We start from the raw sequence: 15,827 nt of genomic DNA, 5'->3' as shown, positions 1-15,827 counted from the left end.
AACAACGGCCGGACCTGATCCACATCACGGGCGTTGTCCAGCACCACCAGCACCCGGCGCCGCGCCAACGCCGACCGGTACGCCGCGATCAGCGCGTCCCCTGACGACGGCACGTCCTTCACGCCGAGGGCCTGCACGAAGTCGCGGGCCACCGACACCGGGTCGAGCGGCTCAGCGCGCGTGTCGAAGCCTCGCAGGTTCACGTAGAGCTGGCCGTCCGGGAAGCGACCCGCCACCTCGTGCGCCCACTGCAGCGCGAGCACGGTCTTGCCGACACCACCGATGCCGTTGATCGCGGAGATCAGCACCGGTTCACCCGGCCGGATCCTGAGCGTCTCGGTCAGCCGCGCCAACTCCTGCGCGCGGCCCACGAAGTGCGGGTAGGCAGGTGGCAACTGGCGAGGCACCGAGGAGGCCGGGTTGTCGCCGCGCAGCACCTGCTCGTGCGCCTCGCGCAACCGTTGACCAGGGTCCACACCGAGCTCGTCGGCGAGACGCTTTCGGATCTCCTGGTAGACCGTGAGAGCCTCCGCCTGCTGCCCAGCCCGATGCAGAGCGAGCATCAACTGCGCCCAGAACGTCTCCCGCAACGGATGCTGCCGCACCAGCAAACGCAACTCAGGCACCAGCACATCGGTGGCACGAGCCAGGTCCTCGTCGATCCGCTGTTCCAGCACGACGAGCCGTTCCTCCGTCAACCGAGGCACGTCTTCGCGGTGCAACGACTCCGACACGACGTTGGCCAGCACGGGACCACGCCACAACTCCAACGCGGCACGGCGCTCGCCCTGTGCGACGAGTGCGCGGAAACGAGCGAGGTCGAGCTGCTCCGGCTCGACCACCGCCGAATAACCGCGCGACGACGTCCGGACGCAGTTGGCCTCCCCCAATGACTGCCGCAACCTGGTCACGACCATCTGCAACGTCTTGTGCGCCCGATCCGCTGCCGGCGGCTCGCCGTCCCACACCCGTTCAACCAGCTCGTCGACCGACACGAACTCGTTGGCACGCAACAACAACGTCGCAAGCAGAACCCGGCTGCGACCCGCGGGAACAGATACCGGCTCGCCGTCGACGAGCACCTCCAACGGCCCCAGCACCCGGTACTCGACACGGGCCACGCCACTAGTCGAGCGAAGCGAGCAGTTCTCGCGCACGCTGCACCCCGTCCTGGAAGTACTCCCCGTCCAGCGTGCGCTCGATGAGCTGCACCGCCTCGGTGAGGCATTCCCGCGCACGGCCGGGCTCACCTGCCGCGATGAGACCCGCGCCCAGCAGGATGAGGCCGTCGGCCACGTTGGTCGCCCCGCGCATCTCCCGCCACATCGCCACCGCCCGCTCGTAGCTGTCGACGGCTTCGGCGTGCCGGCCGAGGCCGAGGTAGATGTCGCCCAGTGTCTCCAGGTTCCCGGCAGGCCCCTCGTCCTGGCCGTTGTACTGGGTTTCGGCGAACTTCTCGGCAGAGTGCAGGCAAAGCTCGAGTGCACGGGCACTTTCGCCCACGTTGTGGTGGGCTCTGCCCAGTGCGGCGAGGTGGCGGCCGACCTCGTAACTGTCGCGCTGGCCTGCCATGCGCGGATGAATCTCCACCAACACGTCGAGCGCCTCCGCGAGGCGGCCCTGCCGCTCGTACGAGAACGCGAGCCCGCGCCTCAGATGCGCCTCCGCGAGGACGTTGCCGCCTGGCCGCGCGCACCGGATCGCCTCTCGCAGGTGGAACTCGCTGGCGTCGTGGTCGTCGAAGCTGATGAGCGTGGCGGCGATCCTGCGGTGCATGAGGCTCTGCGCGTCGAAGTCGCCGAGCCGCTCCGCCGCCGCCAGCCCGAGGCGGTGCCCTGCCACGGCTTCGTGGAGGTGTCCCTCCCGGGAGAGGTAGCCGTGCATCGTGAACATCGTCCGCCAGACGAAGTCGTCCGCACCCACCTCCCCCGCTCGTTCCACGGCACTGAGCAGCACCCGGCACTCAGCGCCGAACCGGGCCCACGCCGCGTCCGCGTCCGGGACCGGTTCGAGCAGCACGCCCGGTGCGGGTGGCTCCGTCACGACCGGCGCGGAGTTGAACTGCAGCAGCTGCCAGCACGCATGCGCGGTGTGCAGGTAGTGGTCGAACATCCGGTGCAACGCCTCGGACCTCTGCTCGGCGGGCAGCGCGGCCGCCCGTTCCGCCGCGAAGTCGCGCACCAGGTCGTGCAGCACGTACCGGCCGCCGGTGCCGGTGTGGAGGAGGCTTCCGGCGACGAGCTCGCCCAGCAGCCGCCGCGTCCTGGCAGGCGGCAGCCCGGCGAGACTGGCCGCCGCGGCCATCGCGAAGTCAGGGCCGGGGTGCAGGCCCAGCAGGACGAACAGGCGCGCCGCGTCCTCGCTGAGCGATCGCAGCGACCACGAGAACACCGCGCGAACGCCGGTGGAGTCGTCGACGTCCAGCGCGTCGAGCCGTTCGCCGGGCCAGCTCTCGGCCAGCTCCGGTGAGCGAGTCGTCGTACGCGCGCGAGCGGCCACAATGCCCAGCGCCAACGGCAGTCCCGCGCACTGCACGACCAGGCGCGCGGCGGCCTCGGGCTCGGCGGCGACTCGCGCCGCACCGATCCGCTCGGTCAGCAGATCCAGCCCGCCCTGCTCGTCCAGCACGTCGAGTGCGACCGGCCGCATCCCCTCCCGCGCCACCAGGCCGCGCAACTGGTTGCGGCTCGTGATCAGCACGAGGTTGGCCGCACCACCCGGCAACAGCGGCCGGACCTGGTCGACGTCGCGGGCGTTGTCCAGCAACAGCAGCACCCGGCGCCCCGCGAGCACCGACCGGTAGAGCGCGATCAACGCGTCCTCCGACGACGGCAGCTCCGCCGCGGAGACACCGAGCGCCAGCAGCACGTTGCTGATCGCGACCAACGGCTGCACCGGCTCGGCACGTGAGTCGAAACCGCGCAGGTTCACGTAGATCTGGCCGTCGGGGAAGCGGTCGGCCACCTGGTGAGCCCACCGCAGCGCCAAGGCCGTCTTGCCGACGCCACCGACACCGTTGATCGCCGAGATCAACACCGGTTCGCCCGGCCGCGTGTGCAGCATCTCGGTGAGCCTCGCGAGCTCCTCCTCGCGGCCGACGAAGTGCGGAAAGTCCGCAGGCAGCTGGCGAGGCACCGTCGGCCGCGGCACCTCGCCGCTCAGCACCTGCTGATGAGCGTCGCCGCAGCCGTTGGCCGGGGTCGACGCCCAGCTCGTCGGCGAGGTGCCTGCGGACCTCCTCGTAGACGGCGAGCGCCTCCGCCTGCTGGTTCGAGCGGTGCAGGGCGAGCATCAGCTGCGCCCAAAACGTCTCCCGCAGCGGGTGCTTCTGGATCAACGACCGCAACTCGGGCACCAGCACGTCGGTGGCACGGGCAAGGTCCTGGTCGATGCGGTGTTCGAGCGCACGACGTGTTCTTCCAGCAGCCGCGGCACGTCGTCGCGGTGCAACGCCTCGGAGGCGACGTCGGCCAGCACCGGCCCGCGCCACAGGTCGAGCGCCGCACGGAACTCGCCCTGCTCGGCCAGCGCACGGAAGCGCGTGAGATCGAGCTGGCCCGGTTCGATGTGCGCGCTGTACCCGCCGGACACCGTCCTGACGCAGTTGGCCGCGCCGAGCGCCTGCCGCAACCGCAGCACGACCATCTGCAACGTCTTGTGCGCACGGTCCGGCGCGGGCGGCTCCCCTTCCCAGATGCGGTCCACCAGCTCGTCGACCGACACGAACTCGTTGGCCCGCAACAGCAACGTGGCGAGCAGCACCCGTCCGCGACCAGCCGGAACCGTCACGGGTTCGCCGTCGAGCAGCACCTCCAACGGCCCCAGCACGCGGTACTCGACGATCACACCAGTGGAGTCTAGATGCGCGAGGTGAGACGCACGGTCGACGCGGGACGCGCTGGGATGCCAGCCTTCGAGCATGCGGGGAGTGAGCAAGACAGCGCTGTGGGTCGCTTCGATGCGCGCCGCCGAGGCCGCGCGGCCGGATCGGATCTGTGACGACCCGCTGGCAGCGGCGTTCGTGGCCGCCACCGACCAGGAGATCCCACCGGCACCGCCGGGCGCCGCCGAGTTCATGGCCGTGCGCACCCGGTTCTACGACGACTTCCTGCTGTCGTCCGGCGCTTCGCAGGTCGTGGTGCTCGCCGCGGGTCTCGACGCCCGCGCGTTCCGCCTGCCGTGGCCCTCCGGCGTGCGCCTGTTCGAGCTCGACCTGCCGGAAATCCTGGATTTCAAGGAGACGGTCGTCGCCGCGCAGGGCGTCACCGCCACTTGTTCTCGCGTGATCGTGCGGGTCGACCTGCGCACGGACTGGGCCTCGGCGCTGTCCGCCGCCGGATTCGACCGCGACGCGCCCACCGCCTGGGTGGCAGAAGGGTTGCTCCAGTACCTGAGCGAGCCCGACATCAAGCGCCTGCTCGACACGGTCCGAGCGCTGTCCGCACCCGGCAGCCGGTTCGCGTTCGACCACATGGACACCTCGGCGAACGACACGGAGGTGGTGGTCGACGTGCTGGACCGGATCCGCAGCATGGGTGCTGAGCTGGAGTTGAGCGCGGACGATCCGGCCGGGTGGCTGACGGCGCACGGCTGGACCGCCACCACGGACCGCGTTCCGGCGCTGGCCATCACCTACGGGCGGCCGCTGCCCGGCTTCATGGACCCCGCAGCGGCGAACGCGACCGCGCTGTACACGGCCGCGCTCAGACCACAACGTTCATCAATGCTCTAGCGCGCTGACGAGAAGCTCACCAACGAGCCTCACGTCATCGATCTCCATGTCTCGCCCCTCGGGAACTGCCCTGATCTTGCTCAGCGTTTGAGCGTCGCGGCGGTCGAACCACAGACGGGTGTGCAGGAGCGCATCGGCACGCATCTGAGAATCAGCCGACTCGAGCTGATCTCGCGAGGTCGGCCCACAGGCTCGATCAAGGGTGATGCGCGCGATGTCCAGGAGATCCGTTCCTTCTTTGGCAGCGCCGCGATTCATCACCGACTGCAACTTCATCGCGATGATGGGACCAGGCTCTGCGACTCTCACCGAGAGAGCCGGGACCCCTTCGGCGCTGAGCAGTAGTGCGGATGCGGTGGACGCCGCCCACGCATGAGATTGGACGTGCAGACGATCGTTCGGATCGTCAGGAAGATCGGAGACGTCCGCGTCAGTGACCTCGAGGACGTCGACCTTCACCTCGCCCCATGGGGTGTGGACCAGTGCGCCGACGGGCCCGCTCGGCGTCGCACCGGCCGCCATGAGGAGTTGAAGCTGTGAGTCCTCGTTGCTGGTCCGGCGATCAACCGTGTCGAGGTCGGTCGTCACCCGGTATGGCACCGAGAGTCGGCACATCACCGCGAGACCGCCAATGAGTACTACCGGGCGTCCCGTGTGTTCAGCAACCACGGGGATTGCGCTGACGATCTGAGTCATCGACCTGCCGGCAAGAACGACCGCGGGCTCACCAGACACGGTTCCACGGCTTCCTCGGCGTCCAGCCGTCGAGGATCTCCCGGCCCCGCCCCGGATCCTGTGCCAGATCAAGCGCGACGAACAGGGGGTTCGTCAGTGGCCAGTGTTCGTTCGCCCAACCGGTGGCGTCGATTCGACGAGCACACACCAACGACACAGGAGCAACGCGGACGCGACCGGCACGCGAAGATGACGTCGTAGCCGGCCCCAGTAGTTGGACGGCTCGCCGCAACGTGCTCTGATCGGGAACGTAGAAGTCGGGCGGGTGGCCCGCTCGAATCGATACCGGCGCCTCGTAAGCCATCGCCGCGACGGTGTCGGTCAACGCCCATCCAACAGTCGATTCAACGTCGTCCATGCCCAGCCGAAGCGCAGCATTGTCCCGTTCACCACCTGGCCCGGGAACGCTTGCCACATCACGACTCACCGGCTTCCAGTGCTCGGCGAGCTCCCAGAACAAGCCGGGAACGGAAGGCCTGTTCTCACTGTCGACAAGCCCTGCCGCCCGCAAGGCCGAGAAGGCCTCGGAGATCGAGCTCGGTGCACGCGACAACGATTTCGCCGCCGTACGAACCCCAACCGTCCGAGCAGGGTCGAGCAGCAGCAGGGCGGAAAGCTCGACACCGACCTGGCCGCTGATCCCTTGCCGCTCAGCACTCGGCTGCGCCAGTGCGGGAACATCCGAGTCGATGAACAAGCCAGGCGCCATCAGTCTCAGATGGCCGCGCAAGTCCAGCCAGTTCACCCCTGCTTGACTCAGGCTGCTTCGCGCGGCCTCAGTGATCCTGTCCGCTACAAGCACACTCGTCGCGTCACCTTCAGAGCTCTGCGACCATCGCCGAACGTGAGCCGGAACGCTGTCAGCCGTGACCGATGCAGCAGACTTGACCTCAATGACGAGCGTTGACCCACCAGGTAGTACAAGAACCGCGTCGGGGGCCTGACCTGCCTCATCATGCGTGTGCGCCGCTAGGCCAAGCGCCGTGATCGCAGCGATGATGGCATCGAGGGCGACACGTTCTCGCTCGGCAGGTCTCACACGAAGCTATTCTCCACTTGTTCGGCGTTCGGTCAATACCGAACACCGAACAGGTGACACGCCGCTTCTGTCGATCGACCGGAACAGCCGGCCAAGAGCAGGTCAGACGTTGAAGCGGAACTCCACCACGTCGCCGTCGACCATGACGTAGTCCTTGCCCTCCATGCGGACCTTGCCCGCAGCCTTCGCATCGGCCTTCGAGCCCGCGGAGACCAGGTCGTTGAACGACACGACCTCGGCCTTGATGAAGCCCTTTTCGAAGTCGGTGTGGATGACACCGGCGGCCTGCGGGGCGGTGGCGCCCTGCGGGATGGTCCAGGCGCGCGCTTCCTTCGGACCCGCCGTGAGGTAGGTCTGCAGGCCGAGGGTGTGGAAGCCGGCGCGGGCCAGGGAGTGCAGGCCGGGCTCGTGCTGACCGATCGACTCCAGGAGCTCGCGGGCGGGCTCCTCGTCGAGCTCCAGGAGCTCGGACTCGACCTTGGCGTCGAGGAACACGGCGTCGCCCGGTGCGACCAGCTCGCGGAGCTCCTTCATGCGGGCCTCGTCGCTCAGCACGCCCTCGTCGGCGTTGAAGACGTAGAGGAACGGCTTGGTGGTGAGCAGCGAGAGCTCGCGCAGCAGCTCACCGTCCACTTCGGACTGTGCGGAGAACAGCGTGCGGCCGGAGTCGAGGATGTCCTTGGCCTTCTTCGCGTTCTCCAAAGCGGCGCGGCGGTCCTTCTGCATCCGCGCCTCCTTCTCGATCCTCGGAATGGCCTTCTCGAGGGTCTGGAGGTCGGCGAGGATCAGCTCGGTGTTGATCGTCTCGATGTCGCTCGACGGATCGACGCGGCCGTCGACGTGCACGACGTCCGGGTCGTCGAAGACGCGGATCACCTGGCAGATCGCGTTGGCCTCGCGGATGTTCGCGAGGAACTTGTTGCCGAGGCCCTCACCCTCCGACGCGCCCTTGACGATGCCCGCGATGTCGACGAACGACACGACGGCGGGCACCTCGCGCTCGGAGCCGAAGATCTCGGCGAGCTTGGTGAGGCGCGCGTCCGGCAACGGCACGACGCCGACGTTCGGCTCGATGGTAGCGAACGGGTAGTTCGCGGCGAGCACGTCGTTGCGGGTCAGCGCGTTGAACAGGGTGGACTTGCCGACGTTGGGCAGGCCGACGATACCGAGGGTCAAACTCACGGGGAGCGAGTCTACGGCAGACCACGGTCATGTCCGATTCCCGCGAGCCATTGCGCGTTCGCGCTGGCAGGATCGATGGCATGGTCATTGACGAAGAACACGCCTACCGGGTCTGCGCCGCGCGTGACGCCCGGTTCGACGGGTGCTTCATCCACGCGGTCCGCACGACCGGTATCTACTGCCGGCCGTCGTGCCCCGCGGTGACCCCGAAGCGCCGCAACAGCCAGTTCTTCCTGACAGCCGCCGCCGCGCAGTCCGCCGGTTTCCGCGCCTGCCGCCGGTGCCTCCCGGACGCCGTTCCCGGCTCGCCGGAGTGGAACCTGCGGGCGGACCTGGCCGGCCGCGCGATGCGCCTGATCAGCGACGGTGTCGTCGAACGCGACGGCGTGACCGGCCTGGCCTCTCGTTTGGGCTACTCGGAACGTCACCTCACACGCGTGCTCACCTCCGAGCTCGCGCCGGGCCGTTGGCCTTGGCCCGCGCTCACCGCGCGCACGCCGCACGACTGCTGATCGAGACGACCGAACTGCCGTTCGCGGACATCGCGTTCGCCGCCGGGTTCGCGTCGGTGCGGCAGTTCAACGACACCATCCGCATGGTGTTCGCCTCCACGCCGTCCGACATGCGCGGCCGCGGCAAGGCACCGGTCGGCACACCGGGCCGGATCGTGCTGCGGCTGCCCTACCGTCCGCCGTTCGACGCCGCCGGACTGCTCGCCCACTTCCGGGCGCACGCCTTGCCCGGCGTGGAGGAGGTCACGGCCGACTCCTACGCACGGACGTTGTCGTTGCCGCACGGTGAGGCCACGGTCCGCCTGACGTTCCCCACGGACCACGTCCTGTGCTCGCTGCGGCTCGCCGACGTGCGTGACCTGGGCGCGGCGGTCTCGCGCATACGCCGCCTGCTGGACCTCGACGCCGACCCTGTCGCCGTGGACTCGTTCCTCGGCGCGGATCCGGTGATCGGTCCGCTGGTCCGCGAGGTGCCCGGTATCCGGGTCGCGGGCAGCATCGACGGCACCGAGACCTTGCTGCGGCTGGTGGCACCGTTCGCCGGCGTGCCATTGAAGGTCCCGGACGGTGCGCTGACCCACCTCTACTCGGCGGGGGACCACCCCGTCACCGAGGCGGTGACGAGCGGCAGACTCGTCGTGGACGTGGGCCGCTCGATCGAGGACCTGACAGAAGAACTCGCATCACTGGTCGGCGCCCGAGTCGCCGACGAGGTGGCCATGCGGGTGCTGGGCGCACCGGACGTGCTGGTGCTGCCGGAAAGCATGCGGAACCTGGCTTCCCACGGCCCCGACTGGCGGCCGTGGCGCTCCTACGCAGGAGCACACCTGACGAGGAAGGCAGCAACATCATGAGCGTCGCGCACACGTCCACTGTGGACACCCCTGCGGGGCCGTTCACCGCGATCGTCGCGCCGGACGGAGCGGTGCTGGCCAGCGGCTGGACCGCCGACATCGCCCTGCTGACGCCCCAGATCCACGCCTCCCTGATGCCGTCGGAGATCACTTCGAAGCGCGATCTGGGTGACGTCACCAAGGCCGTGGTCGCCTACCACGAGGGCGACCTGACCTCGATCGACTCGGTGGAGGTCCGCCAGAAGTCCGGCCCGTTCATGCAACACGCGTGGGACGTCCTGCGCACCGTCCGCGCCGGTGAGCCCGTCACGTACACGGAGTACGCGGAACTGTCAGGCCGTCCGGCCGCTGTCCGCGCCGCGGCCTCGGCCTGTGCGCGCAACTCCGTGGCGCTGTTCGTGCCGTGCCACCGGGTGATCCGGATCGGTGGCAACCTCGGCGGGTTCCGCTGGGGCCTGGACGTCAAGCGGTGGCTGCTCGCCCACGAGGGCTAACACGCGAGGTTGATCTCCGGAGGTCCGCTCGCGGTCACCAGCTCCGTCTCGCAACGCGGGCACGAGCTGGTGACCTGGCCGGCGCCGGAGGTCAGGTCTCCTTCGATGCCCAGCCAGCCGGAAACCCCGTTGTCACGGCAGATGTGGCAGCCGACGCGGTAGTTCAGCCGCACCCACGGCTGGGCGGCCAGTTCGGAGGCCTGGACGTCGGGTTCCATGAGGTCGTTGAACGGCGCCCACCACGACGTGATGCGGCACCGCAGCCTGCGCTCGGTGCCGTGATCCGTGGCGTCGAAGGCGCTGACGCGAATCGGGGCGGGGTGCTCGTTGCCGGTGCAGAGGCCGTAGGGCATGCCGTGCCGCAGCTGCATCAACCGGCCCACGCGCAGGCAGACGAGGCAGTCGTGGGTGAAGTCCAGCCGGTTCGACCACACGAAGTGGGTGGCCGGGGTGACGGCGACTCGCGCGGTGACTTCCACGTGGGACAGCACGGGCCGAGGCTAACCCAGCGAGACCTCCAATGTGGATCCAGTGCGCGCCTTGCGAACCCTCAACCGGGTGGGAATCCGCTGCCGCAACTCCTCCACGTGCGACACCAACCCGACGACCCGCCCGCCGGCGCGCAGCTCGTCGAGCGTGTTCATGACGATGTCGAGCGTGTCCGAGTCCAGCGTGCCGAAGCCCTCGTCCACGAACAGCGTGTCCAGCAACGCCCCACCGGTCTCGTTGGCCACCACGTCGGCCAGCCCGAGAGCCAGTGACAACGACGCCAGGAAGGACTCACCACCCGACAACGTCTTGGCGGGACGAGACCGGCCTGAGTAGTCGTCGAGCACGTCGAGGTTCAACCCACCACGGGTGCCGCGCGCCCCGGCCGAGTCGGAGTGCACGAAGCTGTACCGGCCCTGGCTCATGCGATGCAGCCGCGCGGAGGCGGCGACAGCGACCTCCTCCAAGCGAGCCGCCAGCACGTACGACCGCAGGGTCATCTTCTTCGAGTTCTGCCCGCGCCCGTTGATGACGTCGGTCAAAGCGTCCAGCTCCGCGTAGGTGGCTTCCAGCGGCTCCAACGACTTCCACTCGGCACGCAACCGGGCAGCGAGCTCGCTCACCCGGTCCAGAGCCTCGCGGGCACGGGCCAGGCCGGTCGCGGCGGAGGAAGCGGCGGCGCGGGCGGACGAGGCCTGAGCGGTCACCTCGTTCAGATCCACCTCGGCAGCTGGATCAACGCCGGCGAGTTCCTCCAAGGTCGCGAGAGCCGAGGCGCGGGCTCGTTCCCAGGTGGCGATTCGCTCGTCCAACGCCTGGAGCTTGACCGCTGGACGGGCTGCGGCCAGAGCGGAGTCGACGTCCGGGAAGCCCGCCTCGGTGGCCAGCAACGCGACAGAAGCCTGCTGTTCTTCCACGCGTGCCAAGGCGTTGTCGCGGGCCGCACGGCGATCGGCGAGCTCCACCAACGCTTTCGCCAGGCGCAGCAGGTGATCGCGGCGGGTCAGGACGTCCTCGTGTTCGCCGCGGGCCTTGTCCAGACGGGCGCCGCGCTCCTCCACGACGGTGACCAGCGACGTGTGTTCGGTGCGCAAGCCCACGAGGTCCTGCTCGACCTTGGCCTTCTCGGAGCCCAGATCGCGGGTTTTGGCTTCCAGGGCAACGAACTCCGTCTGCCGCTGGGAACGGGTGCGTGCCAGCTCCAACGCCGTGCGGTACTCCGCCACGGCGAAGGCGGGCTCATCGGAGCCGAGAGCCTCCCAGCAGGCCTGGATGCGCAGCTCGGCGGCGTGGACGGCTCGTTCGGCCTCGTGGCGACGGTCCAGGGTGGACTGTTCCTCGCCGGCGGCGTCTTCCTCGTCGGCCGCGTCCACGCCGCCCAGCATCGGTTGCGCGGGGGCGGGGTGACTCGGGGAACCACAGACGGCGCAGGGCTTGCCGCGTTTCAGTGCGGCGGCCAGCTCGATGGCCATGTTCTCGAGGCGCTGGTGGCGGACCTGCTGGAGAACGTCCTTGGCCTTCTGGTGGACGTCGATCGCCTCGTGCAGCTCCTTTTTGCTGCGCTCCAACGCTTCCACGGCGCCGGGCAACGACTCCGCGGCGTCCGCGCGCGACTTCAGGCCCTCCAGCCGCGCCGAGGCTTCGACGGCGGCGTCCAGCTGCGACCGGCACTGGGCGAGGCGTTCGGGAAGCACGTCCAGCTCGGCGTTCAGTGCCAGCAACCGGCGCTCGACCTGGTGCGAGGAGTTCTTCAGGACCGACAGCTTGCGCACGTCGGCCTGCTGGCGTTCGGCCTCGGCGGCCAGCTCGGCCAGACCACCGGCTTCCTCGCGGTACCGCTCAGCGTCCTCCCGCAACTGTGAGCCGGTGTAACCCAAGCGCGCCAACGCCTCCGCGGCACGGGTCTCGTCGCGAACGGCGAACTCGTAGGACTGCTCGAGTTTCGCGATCTCACCGAAGGCCGCACGACGGGGCTCGCGCGACGGGCAGCGTCACGTTCAGCGAACCACGACGCCGAGTCCGCGGCCTCCACGCGAGCCAGCAACTCGCGCGCCTCGCGCACGCGGCGGATCTGGTCGGCCTGCACACGGGCGTGCGCCAGCAGAGCGTCCGCGCCGTCGGCCACACCGGCCGTCTCCACGGACAACGCCTCAGCTTCCCGGACGGCGAGGGAAAGCCGCTCCAGCACGGACTCCAGCCAGCCCGGCTCGAACGACGGCTCCTCGCCCGCGGCCTCCGCCATCGCGTGCATCAGCTCGGCGGCGCCCTGACGGCGTTCCTCCAGCACGCGGCCGGCCACGACCCGCTTGTCGCGGAACCACTTCTCGACGTCCAGGAACCGCTCGGTGCCGAAGAGCTTCTCCAGCAACACCTCGCGTTCGGCCGTGTCCGAGCGCAGGAAGCGGGCGAACTCGCCCTGCGGCAGCAGCACGACCTGGAAGAACTGCTCGTACGACATGCCGAGCATGTCCTCGACGGCCCGCGCCACGTCGTCGATGCGGGTGATGCCCTCGCCGTCCCAGCCTTCGAGCCACGTCAGCGAGCACTTCGCGGGCTGGGTGGTGAAGCCGCCGCCGCGCTTCTTCGGCCTGTCGAACTCCGGTGAGCGCACGATCCGGAACCGGCGGCTCTGCACCGTGAGCTCCAGGGACACCGACGTCGGCACCTCGGGATCCGCGTACTCGCAGCGCAGCTTCTTCACGTCGCCACGCGCGCCCGGCACGCGGCCGAACAGGGCGAACGCCACCGCGTCGAGCAACGTCGTCTTGCCTGCGCCCGTGTCGCCGTGCAGCAGGAACAACCCGTCCGCGCCCAGCTCGTCGAAGTCGACCGTCTCCGGCCGCGGATAGGGCCCGAACGCCGTCAGCTCCAGGCGGTGCAGTCTCATTGCTCCTGCTCCCTCGCCACCGAGGCGAACGCCTCGCGCAGCAACGCCTTCTCCGCGTCGGTCGGCTCGGAACCCCGCGCGTCCGACACGAAACAGCACGCCACTTCCTCGTCGGAACGGCCGCGCACCCGGTCCGCGTACGTCATGGTGTGCTGCAGCCCCTGCTCCGGCCGCCACTCCACGTGCACCGCGTGCTCGAACCGCTTCTGCAACTGCCGCAACGCGTCCATCGGCCGCACGTGGTCTGTCAGCACCACGGACAGGAAGTGATCTTCCAACGGCGTGTGCGCCGGATCCTCCAGCACGTCGGCGAGGGTGCCGGTCACGGTGGCCAGCTGCCGCGGCACCGGCAGATCACGCCGCTCCACGCCGACGAGCCCGCCCGCGTCCAGCTCGACCAGCCACACCGACTTCCGGTGCCGTGCCTCCGAGAACGAGTAGGCCAGCGGACTTCCCGAGTAACGCAGGTTCTCCGCCAACGTCTGCGGCCCGTGCAGATGCCCGAGAGCCACGTAGTCGACGCCGGAGAACACCTGCATCGACACGTCCTGCACTCCGCCCACCGCGATGGTGCGCTCGGACTCCGACGGCGCCCCGCCTGTCACGAACGCATGGGCCAGCACCACCGACCGCGCCTCACGACCGGCCAGGTCAGCCCGGATCCGCCGCATCGCCTCGGTCAGCACGGGAGCGTGCCCCTTGTCGGCCACGCCGAGCACGTGCCGGGCGGGTTCCGGCTCCAGGAACGGGATCCCGTACACCGCGACGGGACCGTGCTCGTCCTCCAGCTCGACCGGCTTGTCCAGCAACGAGATCTGCGTGCGCAGGTACAGCCCGCCCGCCGCGGCGAACTCCCCGAACACCCCGATCCGCGCCGCCGAGTCGTGGTTGCCCGGCGTGATCACGATCCGCGCCCCGGCCGATCGGATCCGCATCAGCACCCGCGCGCACAACGCCACCGCGTCGGCCGACGGCACCGCCCTGTCGTAGAGGTCGCCGGAGATGACCACCACGTCGACCTTCTCGGAGGCCACCAGGTCAGCGAGGCCGCTCAGCACCGACTCCTGCTCCACGAGCAGATCGCGACCGTGGAACGTGCGCCCCACGTGCCAGTCGGAGGTGTGCAGGATCCGCATGGGCCCAACCGTAGAGACGGGGTCCGACAAAACTCCGGGAGGGTTCCCGGCGTGTCACCCGATCGAGTTCAACATCTCTGGGGGAGCATCATCGGTGCCGTGACCGCAGTGATCATCACCGCCTCGCTCGTCCTGGTGCTCGTCAGTGCCGGGGCGCTGGTGTTCGTCTGGCGCCTCTACCAGGACAGCGTTCGCCGCACCGACGAGGCGCTCCACGCCATCAGCACCGAACGCGCGCGCTTCGACTCGCAACAACAAGCCCTGCAGCGTTACGAGGTGGCGTTCTCCAGCGTCAGCGGCCGTGGTGAGCTCGGCGAACAGGTGCTCGTCGAAACGGCGCGCGCACTCGGCCTGAGGGAAAACCTCCACTACACGCTCCAGACCGACGTCGCCGGCGGCGGTGCGGTGCGCCCGGACATGGTCCTGAACGTCGGTGGCGGCCGGCAGGTCCCGGTCGACTCGAAGATGTCCATGGCGTGCTGGGCGGAAGCGGTCGAAACGGACGATCCGCAGGAACGCCAGGACGCGCTCAGGGTCCACGTCCGCAACATCCGCTCTCGTGCCGCCGAACTGGCGGGCAAGGGCTACCAGCGCTGGGCGGACGCGATCTACGGCACGATCATGTTCGTCCCCAACGACGGCGCGGTCGTCGCCGCCCTGGACACCGATCCCGAGCTCCTGCGCTGGTTGCTGGACCGCCGGGTCTTCCTGTGCGGCCCGACCGGGTTCGCCGTGATCGCCTCCAGCGCGATGTTCGCGGTCACCGAACGGGCCCTCGCCGACGACGTCGAACAGGTCAGGCTGCAGGCAGGACGGGCGAACCGCGCCGCCGACACCGCCATCGAGGCGGTCAACCTCTCAACCACCCACCTGCAGCGCTTCCTCTCCGCACGCAGGCGCGAGCTGGACGCACTGGAGGGCTTCCGGGCGAGCGTGGAGCCGCTGACGGACGCCTCCGCCACCCCCACGCCCCTCCCCCTCGTCCGAAGGGCGGATGAACAGTCCGCATAAAACGCACGGAGCGTGCCCGGAGGTTGCTTCTGGGTGAGAAAGCAGCGGACTGACGAACACCGAATGGCCGAACGGCTACCGTGTGCGGCGTGAGTGAGTTGCGCGAGCGTTCGGCTGGCTTCGACGACGTCGAGGACTACGAGGCCGTTCCGTGGAACTACCGGGCCATCTTCGGATCGTTCAAGGGCGTCCCGTGGTGGGCCGCGATCCTGTGTGCCCTGGTCCCTGCGTTCATCGGCGCGTTCATCGACATCAACTCCAGCAAGACCGTCGGCTGGACGTTCAACGCCGTGTTCTTCGTCGGTGCGCTCGCCGGAATCCTGCTGGTCCAGCGCCGCAGCCTGTTCGCGCCGATGGTGCAGCCGCCGCTGATCCTCGCCGCCACGGTGCCGCTGCTCGTGATGTTCACCGGCGGCGTGCAGAAGGGCGGCCTGGCGTCCATGGCGATCGGCCTGGGCAGGCCGCTGATCGACAGCTTCCCGGTCATGGCCGTCACCACCGCCGTCACCGTCGCGCTCGGCATCCTGCGGATCGTCATCCAGAAGGACCCGAACCGGCCGTCCAAGGACGAGGTCCGCGAGGCCAAGGCCGAGCTGAAGTCCCGCAGCAAGCCCGCCGCCCGCAAGCCCAAGCCCGCGCGCGACGATGCCGCGGAAGACCGCCCGCGCCGTCCCCGCCCGGAAGCGCGCTCAGAAGGCGCTTCTGCCCGTCGTCCGCGTCCTGAGGGCGCTCCTGCCCGCCGCCCGCGTCCGGAAG

The 15,827-nt window shown here is 69.3% G+C and carries 13 protein-coding genes and 3 pseudogenes; 5 read left to right on the top strand and 11 right to left on the bottom strand.

All coding sequences use genetic code 11. From position 1 onward, the window contains the following. The 4 genes and pseudogenes from FXN61_RS14345 to FXN61_RS52070 form a co-directional block, all read right to left on the bottom strand. The coding region (locus tag FXN61_RS14345) for an AfsR/SARP family transcriptional regulator (protein WP_167974094.1) at nucleotides 1-1,121 on the bottom strand (1,121 nt) is incomplete at its 3' end. 4 nt (nucleotides 1,122-1,125) lie between these two features. Next, nucleotides 1,126-3,135, bottom strand: a complete 2,010-nt coding sequence (locus FXN61_RS14340; protein ID WP_167974092.1) for an ATP-binding protein — start codon at nucleotides 3,133-3,135, stop codon at nucleotides 1,126-1,128. A 100-nt stretch (nucleotides 3,136-3,235) separates the two neighbouring features. Further along, nucleotides 3,236-3,391 (bottom strand): annotated as a pseudogene (locus FXN61_RS56305) (BTAD domain-containing putative transcriptional regulator); the annotation flags it as partial. Further along, nucleotides 3,334-3,846 (bottom strand): AfsR/SARP family transcriptional regulator, encoded by a 513-nt coding sequence (locus FXN61_RS52070; RefSeq protein WP_312877720.1) that lies wholly within the window; start codon nucleotides 3,844-3,846, stop codon nucleotides 3,334-3,336. The gene FXN61_RS52070 and the pseudogene FXN61_RS56305, both read right to left, overlap by 58 nt. A 73-nt stretch (nucleotides 3,847-3,919) precedes the next feature. On the opposite strand from FXN61_RS52070, the gene FXN61_RS14330 reads away from it, so the two are divergent. Beyond that, nucleotides 3,920-4,732 carry an SAM-dependent methyltransferase gene (locus FXN61_RS14330; RefSeq protein ID WP_167974090.1) on the top strand — a complete coding sequence of 271 codons (813 nt, stop codon included), beginning with the start codon at nucleotides 3,920-3,922 and terminating at the stop codon, nucleotides 4,730-4,732. Here the strand turns inward: FXN61_RS14330 and FXN61_RS14325 are convergent. The 3 genes from FXN61_RS14325 to ychF all read right to left on the bottom strand — a co-directional run bounded on the left by FXN61_RS14325 (nucleotide 4,721) and on the right by ychF (nucleotide 7,688). Next, the gene (locus FXN61_RS14325) at nucleotides 4,721-5,428 is read right to left on the bottom strand and encodes a prevent-host-death protein (RefSeq protein ID WP_167974088.1); all 708 of its coding nucleotides are present in this window, start codon (nucleotides 5,426-5,428) and stop codon (nucleotides 4,721-4,723) included. The two genes, FXN61_RS14330 and FXN61_RS14325, sit on opposite strands and share 12 nt — an antisense overlap. 28 nt (nucleotides 5,429-5,456) lie before the next feature. Beyond that, nucleotides 5,457-6,212, bottom strand: coding sequence for a transcriptional regulator (locus tag FXN61_RS14320; protein WP_167974086.1), 756 nt, complete (start codon nucleotides 6,210-6,212; stop codon nucleotides 5,457-5,459). Nucleotides 6,213-6,608: 396 nt separating this feature from the next. After that, a complete protein-coding gene (gene ychF, locus FXN61_RS14315) occupies nucleotides 6,609-7,688 on the bottom strand; it encodes a redox-regulated ATPase YchF (protein WP_167974084.1) in 1,080 nt (359 codons plus the stop codon). A gap of 80 nt (nucleotides 7,689-7,768) precedes the next feature. Between ychF and FXN61_RS14310 the strand changes: the two are divergent. Together FXN61_RS14310 and FXN61_RS14305 are read left to right on the top strand one after the other, a co-directional pair. Continuing rightward, a pseudogene (locus FXN61_RS14310) lies at nucleotides 7,769-9,054 on the top strand (AlkA N-terminal domain-containing protein). Then, nucleotides 9,051-9,548 carry a methylated-DNA--[protein]-cysteine S-methyltransferase gene (locus FXN61_RS14305; protein WP_167974082.1) on the top strand — a complete coding sequence of 166 codons (498 nt, stop codon included), beginning with the start codon at nucleotides 9,051-9,053 and terminating at the stop codon, nucleotides 9,546-9,548. Before FXN61_RS14310 ends, FXN61_RS14305 begins: the two are co-directional and overlap by 4 nt. On the opposite strand, the gene FXN61_RS14300 is transcribed toward FXN61_RS14305, so the two are convergent. The 4 genes and pseudogenes from FXN61_RS14300 to FXN61_RS14290 form a co-directional block, all read right to left on the bottom strand. Further along, a complete protein-coding gene (locus tag FXN61_RS14300; protein ID WP_167974080.1) occupies nucleotides 9,545-10,039 on the bottom strand; it encodes a hypothetical protein in 495 nt (164 codons plus the stop codon). The two genes, FXN61_RS14305 and FXN61_RS14300, sit on opposite strands and share 4 nt — an antisense overlap. Nucleotides 10,040-10,048: 9 nt before the next feature. Then, nucleotides 10,049-10,390 (bottom strand): annotated as a pseudogene (locus tag FXN61_RS56950) (SbcC/MukB-like Walker B domain-containing protein); the annotation flags it as partial. A 1,397-nt stretch (nucleotides 10,391-11,787) separates the two neighbouring features. Next, nucleotides 11,788-12,924, bottom strand: a complete 1,137-nt coding sequence (locus FXN61_RS55295; protein WP_312877718.1) for an AAA family ATPase — start codon at nucleotides 12,922-12,924, stop codon at nucleotides 11,788-11,790. Beyond that, complete coding sequence (locus tag FXN61_RS14290; protein WP_167974078.1) at nucleotides 12,921-14,060, bottom strand: exonuclease SbcCD subunit D; 1,140 nt, start codon at nucleotides 14,058-14,060, stop codon at nucleotides 12,921-12,923. The genes FXN61_RS55295 and FXN61_RS14290 overlap by 4 nt, the downstream gene beginning before the upstream one ends. A gap of 99 nt (nucleotides 14,061-14,159) precedes the next feature. On the opposite strand from FXN61_RS14290, the gene FXN61_RS14285 reads away from it, so the two are divergent. Together FXN61_RS14285 and FXN61_RS14280 are read left to right on the top strand one after the other, a co-directional pair. Continuing rightward, complete coding sequence (locus FXN61_RS14285; protein WP_167974076.1) at nucleotides 14,160-15,071, top strand: DNA recombination protein RmuC; 912 nt, start codon at nucleotides 14,160-14,162, stop codon at nucleotides 15,069-15,071. 89 nt (nucleotides 15,072-15,160) lie between these two features. Continuing rightward, nucleotides 15,161-15,827, top strand: a 667-nt coding sequence (locus FXN61_RS14280) for a DUF6542 domain-containing protein (protein WP_167974074.1), incomplete at its 3' end; no start/stop codon positions are given.

This window comes from Lentzea indica (assembly GCF_012184385.1).
Taxonomy (GTDB): Bacteria; Actinomycetota; Actinomycetes; order Mycobacteriales; family Pseudonocardiaceae; genus Lentzea; species Lentzea indica.
The sequence above is the reverse complement of the archived record's forward strand: the minus strand, read 5'-3'. Positions and strand labels throughout refer to the sequence as shown.

What these genes read in the sequence shown, in the direction of transcription:
- FXN61_RS14330 (WP_167974090.1), top strand. Translation starts at nt 3,920, where the DNA reads ATGCGGGGAGTGAGCAAGACAGCGCTGTGGGTCGCTTCGATGCGCGCC.
- FXN61_RS14325 (WP_167974088.1), bottom strand. Translation starts at nt 5,428, where the DNA reads ATGACTCAGATCGTCAGCGCAATCCCCGTGGTTGCTGAACACACGGGA.
- FXN61_RS14305 (WP_167974082.1), top strand. Translation starts at nt 9,051, where the DNA reads ATGAGCGTCGCGCACACGTCCACTGTGGACACCCCTGCGGGGCCGTTC.
- FXN61_RS55295 (WP_312877718.1), bottom strand. Translation starts at nt 12,924, where the DNA reads ATGAGACTGCACCGCCTGGAGCTGACGGCGTTCGGGCCCTATCCGCGG.
- FXN61_RS14290 (WP_167974078.1), bottom strand. Translation starts at nt 14,060, where the DNA reads ATGCGGATCCTGCACACCTCCGACTGGCACGTGGGGCGCACGTTCCAC.